12 protein-coding genes are annotated in these 14,286 nt (G+C 68.6%); 2 read left to right on the forward strand and 10 right to left on the reverse strand.

Annotation, left to right across the window (positions count from 1 at the left end; translation table 11 throughout):
- Positions 1 to 262: 262 nt before the first annotated feature.
- From N5C25_RS18750 to N5C25_RS18795, 10 genes are all read right to left on the reverse strand, one after another.
- The gene (locus N5C25_RS18750) at positions 263 to 709 is read right to left on the reverse strand and encodes a transposase (protein ID WP_279937610.1); all 447 of its coding nucleotides are present in this window, start codon (positions 707 to 709) and stop codon (positions 263 to 265) included.
- A gap of 169 nt (positions 710 to 878) precedes the next feature.
- Entirely contained in the window at positions 879 to 1,637 is a 759-nt protein-coding gene (locus N5C25_RS18755; protein WP_279937612.1) for a 2,3-dihydro-2,3-dihydroxybenzoate dehydrogenase, read from the reverse strand.
- Entirely contained in the window at positions 1,628 to 5,518 is a 3,891-nt protein-coding gene (locus tag N5C25_RS18760; protein WP_279937614.1) for an enterobactin synthase subunit F, read from the reverse strand. The genes N5C25_RS18755 and N5C25_RS18760 overlap by 10 nt, the downstream gene beginning before the upstream one ends.
- Entirely contained in the window at positions 5,515 to 5,772 is a 258-nt protein-coding gene (locus tag N5C25_RS18765; RefSeq protein ID WP_251103376.1) for a phosphopantetheine-binding protein, read from the reverse strand. Before N5C25_RS18765 ends, N5C25_RS18760 begins: the two co-directional genes overlap by 4 nt.
- Positions 5,772 to 6,404 carry an isochorismatase family protein gene (locus tag N5C25_RS18770; RefSeq protein WP_262213841.1) on the reverse strand — a complete coding sequence of 211 codons (633 nt, stop codon included), beginning with the start codon at positions 6,402 to 6,404 and terminating at the stop codon, positions 5,772 to 5,774. The genes N5C25_RS18765 and N5C25_RS18770 overlap by 1 nt, the downstream gene beginning before the upstream one ends.
- Entirely contained in the window at positions 6,404 to 8,056 is a 1,653-nt protein-coding gene (locus N5C25_RS18775; protein WP_279937615.1) for an AMP-binding protein, read from the reverse strand. Before N5C25_RS18775 ends, N5C25_RS18770 begins: the two co-directional genes overlap by 1 nt.
- Positions 8,053 to 9,246, reverse strand: a complete 1,194-nt coding sequence (locus tag N5C25_RS18780) for an isochorismate synthase (protein ID WP_279937616.1) — start codon at positions 9,244 to 9,246, stop codon at positions 8,053 to 8,055. The genes N5C25_RS18775 and N5C25_RS18780 overlap by 4 nt, the downstream gene beginning before the upstream one ends.
- A complete protein-coding gene (locus tag N5C25_RS18785; RefSeq protein ID WP_279937617.1) occupies positions 9,243 to 10,439 on the reverse strand; it encodes an MFS transporter in 1,197 nt (398 codons plus the stop codon). The genes N5C25_RS18780 and N5C25_RS18785 overlap by 4 nt, the downstream gene beginning before the upstream one ends.
- Positions 10,440 to 10,590: 151 nt before the next feature.
- Complete coding sequence (locus N5C25_RS18790; RefSeq protein ID WP_279937623.1) at positions 10,591 to 10,902, reverse strand: DUF3817 domain-containing protein; 312 nt, start codon at positions 10,900 to 10,902, stop codon at positions 10,591 to 10,593.
- 145 nt (positions 10,903 to 11,047) lie between these two features.
- Positions 11,048 to 11,983: a TIGR03571 family LLM class oxidoreductase gene (locus N5C25_RS18795; protein ID WP_279937619.1), complete on the reverse strand. Its 936-nt coding sequence runs from the start codon at positions 11,981 to 11,983 to the stop codon at positions 11,048 to 11,050.
- A gap of 66 nt (positions 11,984 to 12,049) precedes the next feature.
- On the opposite strand from N5C25_RS18795, the gene N5C25_RS18800 reads away from it, so the two are divergent.
- Together N5C25_RS18800 and N5C25_RS18805 are read left to right on the forward strand one after the other, a co-directional pair.
- Positions 12,050 to 12,499 carry a GNAT family N-acetyltransferase gene (locus tag N5C25_RS18800; protein ID WP_279937620.1) on the forward strand — a complete coding sequence of 150 codons (450 nt, stop codon included), beginning with the start codon at positions 12,050 to 12,052 and terminating at the stop codon, positions 12,497 to 12,499.
- Positions 12,500 to 12,600: 101 nt separating this feature from the next.
- Entirely contained in the window at positions 12,601 to 14,121 is a 1,521-nt protein-coding gene (locus N5C25_RS18805) for a thioredoxin family protein (RefSeq protein WP_279937622.1), read from the forward strand.
- Positions 14,122 to 14,286 lie beyond the last annotated feature (165 nt).

Genomic DNA, 14,286 nt, shown 5'->3' on the forward strand with positions numbered 1-14,286 from the left:
TTCGCTGTGGTAGTGCCGGCCGCTGGCCGGCATCACATCCAGGCCGACCACGGCCGAAGCCTGCAAGCGGCGCTGAATAGCGAATGGCCGCGCTGACCATTGATTGGTAGTGCCGGTCGCCGGCCGGCAGCTACGCATCTCTGCGCGGGTCATGCGGTTGCCGGCCAGCGGCCGGCACTACCATCGAGGGTGCTCTGTGCGCCGGAACGGAATCTGCGCGGCGCTTCGGTTCTGCTGTGGTAGTGCCGGCCGCTGGCCGGCATCACCCCCAGGCCGACCACGCATACGGATACTCGCCAATCTGCCCAGCAAGACCGGCGCGCACCGGATTCCCCAGGATGTACAGGGCCTGCCGCGCCAGCGACTCTTCGGTCCTTACTGCATGATCGAAGTAGCCGGGCTGCCACACCGTACTTCGATGGCCCGCCAGGCGATTCAGGGCAAGTGCGCTCGAAGATTTCATCCGGCGCGCGACATCTGGAAGGTGAGCTGCACGCAGCTCGAACATCCAGTGGACGTGATCCGGCATGACAACCCATGCGTGTGACCGTATGAGCCCGCGCTGTTCGATGTAATGGAACTGGTCGACTACACATGCTGCTGCAGCTTCGCTTTCAAAGAGCCGGCGGCGCTGGTGGGTCGTGGTTGTCAGGACATAGGCCTGGCGGATGATCGAGTGACGGCCCAGGCGGAGGCGATGGCTGCTCATGCGCCATGGTGGGTTGATCATTGGGCGTTGGCTGTCGGGCCATGCCTCGATGGAGGTTGGGAGATGTCTGAAGTTGAATGAGGTTGCCGGCCAGCGGCCGGCACTACCGGGACTATGGATTGCCGGCCCGCGGCCGGCACTACCACTGCCGGCAGGCGGCCGTCGGGGCTCAGCCGCGCAGGGTCGCGCCGCCGTCGACGTACAGGTCGCTCATGGCCACATGCCCGGCCTGCTCGGAGAGCAGGAACATCACCGACTGCGCGATGTCTTCCGGCGTAGCGAGTTTGCGCAGTGGAATGCCGGCCTTGTAGGTCTCAAGGCTGCCGACGATCACCCGTTCGGCGCCGTGCTCGTCCTGCCACATGCCGGTCTGCATCGGGGTCAGCGTGGACCCCGGGGCGACGATGTTGCAGCGGATGCCCAACGGCGCCAGCTCCAGCCCGAGGCAGCGGGTGAACATCGTGGCGGCGGCCTTGGACGCGGCATACGCCGCCATGCCGTGCCGCGGCACGCCAGCCGCATTCGAGCTGACGGTAACGATTGCGCCCTGCCGGCGCGGTGACATCACCCGCGCCAGCGCACGACCGACATGGAACACGCCATCGGCATTGACCGCGAATACACGGCGCCAGTCGTCGTCGCCGGTCTCGGTGACACCGCCCACATGCAGTACGCCGGCCACGCTGGCGGCCAACATGATCGGTCCGATGCTGGACTCGACCTGGTCCACCAGGGCGTCCACCTCGGCGCTGTCAGTTACATCGAGTGCAAACGACGTCACCCGGGTATCTGACACGCGCGGCGCCTCGCGATCGGTCGCCACGACGGTGCAACCGGCCTCGGCCAGTAACCGTACCAGTGCCTCGCCGATGCCGCCGGCAGCACCGGTCACCAACGCCACGCGGCCTTCAAAGCCGGTCAACTGCATGCTGCAATCTCCTGTTGCTCGTCCCATTGGCGCAACCGCGCCGACAACCACGGCGCCAGCTGCGCCACCGCATCGCGGCCGGTCAGTTCTGCATGCAGGAACGGCAGTTCCAACGACTGCACCCTGCGCGCGTGTGCCCGCCACAACGCCGACTGCAACTGTGGCCGCGCCTGGTGATCCCGGCCCGCACGCACATGCACCAGCGTGCCATCGAACGGCCGGTGGATATGTTCACGGATCGGTCGATTGGTGCCGGTCACGGCGCGCACCACGCCATCGAGCACCACATCCGGCAGACTGCCCAGTGCACTGCCACCACGCCGCAGGAACGCGAGAATGCGTTCACGGCTGTCCAGTTCCGGATGCGCATCCGGGTCATGACCGGCAATCGCCAGCAGTGCCCGCAATGCAGCGATGGCATCGGGTTCCGGCTCGGCCCGCCAGCACTCGCTGGGATAGGCGTCCAGCAGCACCAGCTCTCCGACGTCGCGGCCGATCTCATGCAGCCGCACCGCCATCGCCTGGGCCAGGATGCCGCCCACCGACCAGCCCAGCAGATGCACCGGCCCCTTCGGCTGTAGTGCGACCACGCGCTGTACGTAATCGTTGGCCATCGCCTCGATGCTGCTCGGCAGTGGCAGCCGCGCGTCCAGTGCCGGCGACTGCAGGCCATACACCGGGCGGGCTGGTTGCAGTGCCCGGGCCAGGGTGCGGTAGTTCCAGGCGATGCCACCGGCCGGGTGCAGCACGAACAGCGACGTGGACCCGGCCGCTTCGGTCGCGGCCAGCGCGATTACCGGCCCCAGTGCGTGATCGGCCAGCGCGGGCGGCTCGGCAATGCGAACTGCCAGCGCGGCCACGGTGGGCTGGGCAAACAAGGCACCCAGACCCAGATCACAGCGCCAGCGCTGCTCGATGGCCAGCAGCAGGTGCACCGCCGACAGCGAGTCACCGCCGAGACTGAAGAAGTCCGCATCCACCGCCACCGGCGCCTCACGCCCAAGCGCCTGTGCGAACAGCAACGCCAGCTCCTCTTCCAACGGCGTGCGCGGCGCCAAGCCGGCAACTTCAAGTTGCGGTGGCTTCGGCAACGCGTTGCGGTCGAGCTTGCCGTTGGCGGTTACCGGCCAGTGGTCCACACCAACAAACGCCGAAGGCACCATGTAGTCCGGCACGCGCGTGGCCAGGTGGCTGCGCAGCGTCACGGCGTTGGCAAGCGCGGTTGGCACATAGGCCACCAGCCGGGCATCGCCGGGCGCGTCCTGGCGCAGCAGCACTTCCACGCGCTCCATGCCAGGCAGTTCGCGCAGTGCCGCCTCGATCTCGCCCAGTTCGATGCGCAGGCCGCGCAGTTTGACCTGATGGTCGCTGCGGCCCAGGTACTCGACCGCGCCGTTGCTACGCCAACGGGCTACGTCGCCGGTGCGGTAGATGCGCTCGCCCGGCAGGAACGGATCTGCAATGAAACGTTCGGCAGTCAGATCATCGCGACCGAGATAGCCACGCGCCAGCTGGACGCCACCCAGGTACAAGTCCCCGGGCACGCCCACCGGCACCGGCTGCATCCGGGCGTCCAGCACGTACAGGCGGGTGTTCCAGACCGGGAACCCGATCGGCACCGGCCGCGAACGATCCTGCGCCGACGCCGGCCAGTAGCTGACGTCCACCGCGGCTTCGGTCGGGCCATACAGGTTGTGCAGCTCGGCGTGCATGCGCGCGTGGAAGCGGTCGCGCAACGCAGCGTCCAGCGCCTCGCCACTGGTGAATACGCGGCGCAGCTGCAAACCTTCGGAGGCCGGCGCAGCGAGGAAGGCGTCGAGCATCGACGGCACGAAATGCGCCGTGGTGATGCCATGCCCGCGGATCAGCCGCGCCAGTTCGGTGGGGTCGCGATGCGCATCGGGCCCGGCAACCACCAGCGTGGCCCCGCACAGCAATGGCAGGAAGAACTCCCAGACCGAGACATCGAAGGTGGCCGGGGTTTTCTGCAGCACGCGGTCATCGGCGCGGATGCCGTAGTGCTCGCGCATCCACAGCAAGCGGTTGACGATGGCACGGTGTTCGACGACCACGCCCTTCGGTTCCCCGGTCGAACCGGAGGTATAGATCACATAGGCCGCATCGCTGGGCGCCGGATCGGCCCACGGCGCGGCGAAGCTCAGCGCGGTCCACTGCTCCGGCGCGAGCACCGGTACGCCGGCCATGCGCGCCGAAACCTCCGCCGCAGCCAGAACGCACACCGGCTGCGCCGAGGCGAAGATGCGCGCCAGCCGCTCATCGGGATGCGTAAGGTCCAGCGGAAGATAGGCCGCGCCTGCGCGCAGCACCGCAACCAGCGCGATCACCAGCTCCAGCGAGCGCGGCAATGCCACCGCCACCACGCTGCCCGGGCCGACATCCATCGCCCGCAGCTGTGCCGCCAGCGCGAAACTGCGCGCTTCCAGCGTTGCGTAATCCATGGCAGCGTCGCCGAACACCAGCGCAGGCGCGTGCGGGTCCCGATCCATGCCCTGCTGCAGCAGTTCAACCAGGGTGGTCTCAGGAAGCGCGTGCGCGGTGGCATTGAATTCCTGCAGCACCTGCTGCGCCTCCTCGGGCGTTGCCAGAGGCACGGCTGCGATATCGTCAGCCTGCAGTGCCGCCGACACGAATTGCAGCAGCCGCGCCGCGTGCGCCTCGACATCCTCGCGACTGTACAGCGCGGGATTGGCCTCGATCTCCAGATCCAGCAGACGCTGGCCATCGCCACGGAAGCCCAGCGTCAGGTCATCCACCGGCCCGGTGCAGAGCACCTCCAGCGTCGTCTGCACGCCCGTCAGCGCCAGCGGCCTGTAGAACGGCTGCACATTCACCAGCGGGCCGTGCAGGCGCTGCTGCGCGCCCACCAGGCCCAGATCCCGGCGCAGTTGCTCGCCTCGGTAACGGCCGTGCTTGCGCCCTTGGCTGAGCTGCCGGCCCAGGCTGCGGGTAAAGGTTTCGACGCTGCCCTCGCCGGCGGCCACGCGCAGCGGCAACACATTCATCACCATCGACGGCACCCGCGCCGACGCGTTGCCCAGCCGCCCCATGTAGGGCACGCCCAGCACCACTTCATCGGCGGCACTCATCCGCCGCAGGTACTCGGCCGCCAGCGCGGCCAGCACATCCGGCCAGGGCTGCAGCCAACGCACCGATGCCTGCAGCAACTGCTCACGCAATGCCGCATCGAGCGGCTGCACCCAGCGCAGCGCGTCGTCACTGGCCGCGAGCGTACCGGCCAGGCCCATGCCCGCCGGTGCCCCCTGCATGTGCTCGCGCCACCATTGCCCGGCCTGCGTGCGGCGCGGGTCGGCACGATAAGCAGCATCGTCGGCCAGCACCCCCGCCAGCCCCGGCAGAGGCTCACCCGTACGACCGGCATACAACGCGCACACGCGATCAGTGAACAGCGCCATGCCGTAACCATCGGCCGCCAGGTGATGCACGCGCAGGTACCACACCCAGCGTTGCCCGCCCAGTTCAAGCAGCACCTGCTGGCTGATCCGGTCGCGGGTGGGATCAACCGGGCTCAACCGGTCGGTGTGCATCAGGCTGCGCGCCGCAGCGGCGGGATCCGGCTCGGCGGAAACATCGCGTACCGAAAGCAGCGGCACGTGTACCGGGTCATGCCACTGTAGTGGCTGGCCATCGGCCCCTTCGGCAAAGCGCAATGCGAAGGCCTCGGCCTCGCGCGCAGCCTGGTCTGCCGCTGCGACGAATGCGGCCACGTCCAGCGGGCCGTCGATCCATACCGCGTGCGCGGTATTGAATGACGGATTGTCCGGTGCCAGCCGCTGTGCAAACCACAGCCCGGCCTGGGCCTCGGTCAACGCCACCGGCGTGGCCAGCGCTGCGGTGTTCATGCGTTCTGCGCGGCCTGCAGTTGCTGCACCACACCCCACCACTGGCGCAGCGTGGTGTGCTCGGCCAGCTGCGAGAACTCCAGCGGAAGGCCAGTGTTGCCCCAGGCCAGGACCAGGCCGAGCATGCGCATTGAATCCAGGTCCAGGTCGATCAGGTTGTCGTCGTCACCGATCTCGGCCGGCGTGCACTCCAGGACGCGCGCGACGTCGGCGCGCATCCGCTCCAGATCCAGCACCTCACCGGTGGCCGTCATCACAGCACCTCCAGCAGCTGATCGGTGGTCATCGGCACGCCGCAGGTGCGCGCGATCCAGTGCAGCGCCTGATCGTGGTCGGCGCGCGAGAAGTCCGCCACGGCATCGGCGGCAATGAAGGCCTCGATATCACGCTGGAACGCCTCGACCACGGTCGCGGTGCAGCCGATATGGGCGTACACGCCGGTCACCAGCAACTGGTCGCGTCCACGCACCCGCATCAGCGTCTCCAGGTTGCTGCGCTGGAATGCGCTGTAGCGGTGCTTCACCAGCACGTGCTCGCCCGGGTGCGGTGCCAGCGCCTCGATGATCGGTTCATGGTCGGCGCTGCGACGCATGCCCGGCCCCCACAGATCGGCCTGAAGGCCACGGTCTCGACGGTCCTGGTCACCATGCTGCGCGGTGTAGAACACCGGAATGCCGTGCGCGCGGCAATGCGCCAGCAGGCGTGCGATGTTGTCCACGGCCGGCCGCAGCGGTGCATTGCCGGCGTCGAATGCGGCCAGGAAATAACGCTGCATGTCGTGCACCAGCAGCGCGACACGATCGCGCCGGGGACGCCACGGTCCGCGCGCCTGCGGTAGCTCAGTCGCGGTCGGCAAGGGGTAGTCGGTGATACGGGGCAGCGCCATCAGCGCGTTCCTCCTGTCTGTTGCAGATGACGCGCACGCAGCTGCGCGCGCAGTTCGCGGCGGCTGACCTTGCCGACCGCGGTGGTATCGAAGCTGTCGACGAACACAACCTGGTCGGGCACCTTGAACGCAGCCAGGCCGCGCCCGCGCATCCAGGCCTTCAGTGCCGGCGCCTTGAACGGTTCGCCTTGCGGGATCACAAAGGCGCAGCTGCGCTCGCCCAGGTACTCGTCGGGAATCGAGACCACGGCCGCATCGAACACGCCCGGATGTGCCAGCAAGTGATCCTCGATCTCTTCGGCAGAGATCTTCTCGCCCGCCCGGTTGATGTGGTCACCCGCACGCCCCTGTACCACCAGGTAGCCCCCGGGCAGCTGCTGCACGCGGTCACCGGTACGGTAGAAACCGTCGTCGGTGAACGAGCGGGCATTGGCCACCGCATCGTTGTGGTAGCCACGGATGGTGTACGGCCCACGGGCGAGCAGATGCCCTACCTCGCCTTCGGCCACCGGCTGGTCATGGTCATCGACCACGCGCACCTCGTCGTCCAGGCTGATCGGCCGGCCCTGGCAGGCCACGATCAGCTCCTCCGGGTCATCCAGCCGCGTGTAGTTGACCAGGCCTTCGGCCATGCCGAACACCTGCTGCAGCGTGCAGCCAAGGCCATCGATCACCCGTCGTGCGGCTTCCGGCACCAGTTTGGCGCCGCCTACCTGCAGTACCTGCAGGCTGGACAGGTCATGCTTGCTGGTGGCGGCGGCCTGTGCCCACAGCAACGCCAGCGGCGGCACCAGCCCGCAGCAGGTCACCCGCTCCCGAGCGATCAGCGGGAAGGCCGCATCCGGGCCGGGGCCCGGGCTGAGCACCACGCGGGCACCGGCGTACAGCGCGCCGAAGAAGCCGGGCGAGCTCATCGGGAAGTTGTGCGCAGCCGGCAGCGCGACCAGATAGACGCTGTCGCGGTCGATGCCGCAGATTTGATTGCTGGCGCGGAACGAATAGATGTAGTCGTCGTGCGTGCGTGGAATCAGCTTGGACAGCCCGGTGCTGCCTCCGGAAATCTGCAGGAACGCCACCGACTGCGGGTCCGGATCGGACGGCAGCTGGCTGCGATCGCCCTGCAGTGCCTCCAGCGCGATGAACTCCGCCGCATCGCCGTCGATCACCACATGGCGAACCGCCGGCACTTCGGCCTGCAGCGCCCTTGCCAACCCGCGATGATCGAAGCCATCGTGCAGTGTGGTGGTGATGTAGGCACTGGCTTCCGCCTTGTTGGCGAAGTGGACCAGCTCGGTGATGCGGTGCGCCGGCAACGCATACACCGGCACCAGGCCGGCGCGGAACAGGCCGCAGACCGTGGCGATGAACCCGGCGGTATTGCCCAGCTGCACCAGCACCCGTTCGCCAGGCTGCAAGCCGAGCGCCAGCAGGCCCGCACCGATGCGGCCTGCCTCATGCCACAGCTGCGCATAGCTCAGGCGTACGTCGCCGGCGACCACCGCGATGTCATCGGCATAGCGTTCTGCACGCTCGCGCAGGAAACCCGGGAAGGTCTCGCCACGCCAGTGACCGGCTTCGCGATAGCGCGTCACCAGCGCGTCGGGCCACACCTGCTGCAGTGGCAGGCGGGAGGATTCAACGGAAGCATTCATGCGGCAGGCTCGATGGCGGGCGCGGATTCATGGACACCCAGCGCGTTCAACAGGGCAGCGAACTTCGCTGCGGTTTCGGCAACCTCTGCCTCGGGGTGCGACTCGGCGACGATGCCTGCACCGGCGTACAGGCGCAGCTGCGCGCCCTGCAGGCGCGCGCAGCGGATCGCCACGTACCAGTCGCCGTCACCCTGCGCGTCCAACCAACCCACGGCGCCGGCATAGAAGCCACGCGGCACCGGTTCCAGCTCGCGGATGCGCTGCAGCGCCGCCAACCGCGGCGTACCGCAGACCGCCGGCGTAGGGTGCAGCTGCGCCAGCAGTTCGGCGGCTGACGTCTGCGGATCCTTCAGCGTGGCGTGGATGCGGGTGCCCAAGTGCCACATGCTGGCGGTGGCATGCAGCACCGGGCGCGGCTGCGCATCGATGTGGCTGCAGTACGGTGCCAGGCCCTGGACGATGGCCTCGACCACGTGGCGGTGCTCGTCGTGGTCCTTGTTCGAGGCCAGCAGCGCCTGCGCCGCACGCTCGTCCTCGGCGGCATCGGCGCTGCGCCGCGCGGAACCGGCCAGCGGATGCGACAACAGCTCGGCGCCACGCTTGCGCAGCAGCAGTTCCGGCGTCGCGCCCACCAGCCAGGCCGGCGCCTGGCCCAGCTCCACCGGAAGCGGCACCGCGTAGGTCGCCACCGACGGATCCGCGCCCAAACGTGCCAGCAGCACGTCCGGAGAAAGCACCTGGCGGGTGCGTGCCAGCAGGCTGCGCGCCAGCACCACCTTATGCAGGTTCTGCTCGGGCGCACGCAAGGCCTGCACTGCCGCAGCGACTGCAGCGGCATAGTCCTGCGGCACAGGTTCGGCCCGCAGGGCGCCGTCCAGCGGCGGTGCGGCCTGCGGCTGCAGTGCCAGCGCCGGCAGCAGGCGCTCGGGCTGGTACAGCGCATCGTCGGCACGCGGCTCGAACGGCACCGCGCCAACCAGCAGGCCCGGGCCGCCACGCTGCTGGGCAAAGAACTCCGAAACGCGTTCTGCCAACGTCGCCAGTGCACCGGCTGGCAACGTGGCGCGGCAACCGCGGGCGTGCACGTGCTGACCGGCATGCCGCAGCAGGAACAGCGACGCGTCGTCGGTGCTCTCCTGTGGTGCTGGCGCAGCCTCCGGCCACGCGCCCTGCATCAGGGAATCGTTCATGGGGTCTCCTTCATCCGATGCGCTGCGGCCAGCGGGCACAGCAACAGCAGCAGCGCGCCCACCAGCAGGTAAGGCAGGCTTGGCCCGCCGCGATACAACAGCGTGCCGAGCATCGGCCCGGCCACCATGCCCAGCCCCTGCGCGGCCGCCACGGTGCCTGCGGCGCCGCCCTGCTCGTGCGCCTCCACCGCGTCGGCGGCCAGCGCCTGGAACGAGGGAAATACGAAGCCCATGCCGAACGCGGCCAGCGCATACGCCGCCGGCAACTGCCAGGCCTGCTGCACGCCTGCCACCGAGGCAAAGCCAATGCCGGAAATCAGGGCGCCGAGGACGATCCAGCGACGTGGATGTGCCTCCAGCTTCATCACCAGCGCCTGCGCCAGGATCAGGCCGACGCCAACGGCGGTGAGTGCAATGCCGGCCATCCGCGCGCCCGCCGCTGCATCCAGGCCCAGGCGATCAATCGCAAAGAAGCCCACCGTGACCTGCGCGATGGTTACCGAGACCATCGCGATGAACGCGGCCAGCTGTGGCAGGCGCAGGCGTGGGTCGAGGCGACTCATCGGCGTGCGACGCTGTGCGTTGCCAGCGGCCACCGGGGGCGTCGCCGGCAGTCGCCAGGCCAGCAGCGCCAACGCCACCGATGGCAGCAGTGCAGCCACATACAGCGCCAGCGAGAGATTCGTATAGGCCAGCCAGCCAGCGGCGGCCGGGCCCAGCACCATGCCCGATGCATTTGCGCTGCCCAGCCGCGCGAGGAATTTTGCACGCTGTCCGGTGGGTGCCTTGTCGGCGATCAGGGCCGCAGCGGTGGGCGGCACTGCGGCGTAGAACAAGCCGATCAGGCCACGCGCTCCCACCAGCACCAGTACCGATACCAGCACCGGCGGCACCGCCTGCAGGGCAACGTCGATGAACACCGCCAGCGCGATGTAGACGACGGTGTAGGCAGTCATCGCCAGCATCAACACGCGCTTGCGGCCGATGCGGTCGCTGAGCTGGCCCCACGGGCGCGCAGCCAGCATCCACAACACGCCTGCGGCGGTAACCGACAGGCCGGCATGCCACTCGGACAGCCCGAGCATGCGGACCACCGGACCGATCACGGCGACGAAGGACATCATCGCCATGGTGCCGATCAGGGCGGCCAATACCAGCGCCGGCAAGCCGGGAACGACGGGACGTGCGTGCATGGAACACCAGCCGTAACAGGAAGGGATCGCCGGGCGCACCTGCGCCCCGCCCGGCGCCGGCCCTGCTCAGGACCGGACGCCATCCTCAAATGATAACGGCTCGTATTTGCATTTGATACCCATTCTCTTGAATGGGTACGCAACAGTGGGTTCAGCGCATTGAACGCAGGCCGAGCAGGCCACGGCACTTGAACCACCACTCCAGCGGCAGCGTCACCAGCGGCGGGATCGCTGCCAGCAGCGCCAGGGCACTGGCCCACCACGGCCAGCGCAGTCGTACCGCCGCAAACAGGGTCACCGCCACATAGAGCAGGAACGCCACGCCGTGCAGGGGTCCGAACAGCTTCACCAGGGCCACGTTGGCCATCGGGCCGTACTTCATCCACATGCCGAGGAGCAGACCGGCCCAGCTCACGGCCTCGATGAAAGCGACCGCGGCGAACAGGCGTCCGGTCGGGTGCATGGGGGAACGTTGGGTCACGCGGGACTCCGGCATCGGGATATCAAATGCGAATGATACGCAGATGCACGCCGCGGCAGGTAGCGCCGGGCCATGCCCGGCGGGCGCACCGTCATCAGCAACACGGCGTGTCCACCAAGGTGGACACCTACCGGAGCGTGTATGGCAGAACCTGCTCCCCGATCTCACGCAACACCGCGTCCATCGGCCGCCCGTTGTCGACCAGATTGAACATCACATGCGCCACGCCCTGCGCATGCACGCGCAGCAGGTAGTCACGCAGGCCATCGCGGCCGACCTTCAGGCCCAGTGGCAGCGGCTCGGCTGGTGCCTGCGGATCGGCCTGCAGATCCAGCAGCATCGACTGCACGAACGGCTTGCCTGGCCCAGCGCCTTGCGCCTGCGCCTGTTGCCACAGGCCGATGCGCCCTTCCTGCGCGGCCTCTTCGCGGTGATAGGTGGCCCAGCCTTCGGCCTCACGCGCGATCCACTGCAGGCTCTGCCGCGCAGTGCCCACCACCAGCATCGGAATGCGCGTGGCCGGGGCCGGCAGTACGTCGAAGCCACCGGTGGCCTGCGCTACCGCGACCCTTTCTTCGGCCTCCGGTGACAACGCTGCGCGCAACAACGTCCAGCGTTCGCGGAACGTCGCCGCCCTGCCCTGCAGATCCTCGCCTAATGCGGCGAACTCTTCCGGGCGATCGCCCGAACCCAGGCCCAGCACGAAGCGGCCGTCACTGATCCGGTCCAGGCTCAAGGCCGACTTCGCCACCTGCAGCGGCTGGCGCAACGGCAGCACAATGGCCGCGCTGCCAACCACGACGCGCTCGGTCGCCGCAGCCAGCATGCCCAGCCACAGGAACGGGTCATCCAGCGCGCTCGCTGTCGCGTCCGGACCCTGCGGCACCATCAGCGGCACGTCGCGCGTCCACAAAGCGGCAAAGCCCAGGTCATCGGCCAGTCGCGCGATACGTCGCGCCTCACGTGGATCGGCCAACCCATGCGACGCCACGGGCGTCATCAGGCCCAGGCTCAGACCCTGCTGCGGAAACAAGGCAGCGTACGCGGGATTGAAATCACTCATGCCGCCAGCTTAGCGTGAAGGCCTGCGGCAACAATGACGCGCCGCCCACCACCGGAAGAACACTGCATGCCGACGATCCGCCCCGCCCACGTCGATGACCTGCCCGCGATCAGCACGGTGTGCCTGGCTGCCTTCACTGCGGCGGTCGCACCTTCGCTCAGCGCGGCCGGCATCGCCACCTTCGGCAGCGTCGCCGCGGCCGAAGCGTTCGGCGCGCGCCTACACGGCGACAACCACATCCTGGTGGCCGAGCAGGACGGCCGCGTCGTCGGCGTGATCGAACTGAAGGAAGGCCGGCACCTGGCGATGCTGTTCGTCGATCCCGGCTACCAGGGTCAGGGCATCGGCCATGCTTTGTTCGACGCGGTGCTCCCGCAGGTGCGCGAGCCGGTCCTGACCGTGCGCGCCTCACTCAATGCAGTGCCAACCTACCTGCGCTATGGCTTCGTGCTGGACGGCGGCGTCGGCGAGTTCAACGGGCTGGTGTGCCAGCAGATGGTGCGGGCAGCCGCCTGAGGGCAGCGGGTGTCATGCCCCGCTGCACGGCCGATATAAGCAAACTGAATCAGCAGGCTCCCCGGCCGTTCCTACAATGGCCTGCCACCCTGCCCTTCGAGATGCTGCCGATGCGCGTCGCGCTTTCTATGTTGCTGCTGGCTTCGGCCTTGAGCGCCTGCACCCCGGCCCCGGTTTCCATCGCCAACTCCGCCGAGGTGCCCGCGCCGGCCAAGGCAATCGCCTGGCGCCAGGGCGATGTCGATGATGCCTTCGCCGAGGCCGCCGACAGCGGCAAGCCGGTGCTGCTGTACTGGGGCGCCGTCTGGTGCCCACCGTGCAACCAGCTCAAGGCGGGCCTGTTCAAGGACCCGGCCTTCATCGCGCTGACCAGCAAATTCGTTCCCGTCTACCTGGATGGCGACGAGGAAGGTGCGCAAGCCTGGGGTGAGCGCTTCGGCGTACGCGGCTATCCGACCCTGATCGTGCTGGACCCACAGCGCAACGAAATCACCCGCGTGGCCGGCGGCAATGATGCCACCGAACTGACCCGGGCACTGACCGTCGCCGCAGGCCGCCGCGGTGCTGTTGCCGCCACCTTGGCCACCGCGTTGGCAACGCCGGACCGACTGGCCGCCGAAGACTGGCAGGTGCTGGGCGACTACGGCTGGGAAGTGGACGCCAACCGCCTGGCCGGCGAGCGCAGCAGCGAGGATGTGCTGCGCCAGTTGTCCAAGGCCGCACCCGACGCTGCCCTGCAGCGCCGCTTCGCTCTGCTGGCCTTGGCAACGGCCGAAAAGCCCGATGCCTCGCCCACCGAAGTACGCGAGCTGCTGCAGGCCGTGCTGGCGCAGCCCGCCGAAGTCCGCCGCAACCGTGAGTTGCTGGGCTATGCAGGCGTGCAGCTGGTCAAGCAGGCCAGTGCCGGGCCGGCCACCAGCAACACGCTGGGACAGCAGCTGCTGGTGGCATTGGAGCGGGCAGACGCCGAGCGCGGCGACCGCGCCGACGACGCATTGTCGCGTGCGTTGACCGAAGTGTCGCTGGCCCGCCAGCAGCAGCCGAAGGGCGCATTGCCCGCGGCCCTGGTTGATCGGGTCAAGCAGCGCGTGGCTGCTGCCGACGCTGCCGCCACCGATGCGCATGCGCGCCAGGCCACGATCAGCAGCGCGGTCTACGCACTACGCCAGGTCGGCGACGACGCAGGCGCCGAGTCGCTGTTGCTGGCGGAACTGAAGCGCAGCGAACAGCCGTACTACTACATGCCCGAGCTGGCCGAACTGGCCGAGCAGCGCGGCGACACCGCCGGTGCGCTGGAGTGGTTGAAGCGTGCCTACGACGGTGCGCGGGGCCCGGCCACCCGCGTGCAGTGGGGCGTGCTGTATGTGGAAGGCCTGCTGAAGCTGGCACCGGACGATGCACCACGCATCGAGCAGGCGACCGCCTCGCTGATCGCCGAGCTGGAGGCACAGCCGTCGGGCTACCACCAGCGCACCCGCCAACGCTTCGAGCGCCTGGCCGGGCAGTTGAAGGCGTGGAGCGGCAAGCACCAGGGCGCGGAGACACTGGCGCGGCTGCAGCAGCGGATGCAGCAGGCGTGCGGTGACCAGGTGGATGGTGCGTGCAAGGATTGGTTGAGTTGAGTTGATGAGGGCGCTGGCGGCTGGTTCGTCTGCCGGCGCCTTCGGGGCTGGCCGGGACACGCCGTAAACCCATCCTTGGGGGCTCGATGGCGCCATCCATGGCGCCAACGGTTCCGGCCAGCCCCTCCCCCCGCCACCGGACCGTTTCCTGCGAGCGCGGGCAGC

This window comes from Stenotrophomonas sp. GD03958 (assembly GCF_029839005.1).
Taxonomy (GTDB): domain Bacteria; phylum Pseudomonadota; class Gammaproteobacteria; order Xanthomonadales; family Xanthomonadaceae; genus Stenotrophomonas; species Stenotrophomonas hibiscicola.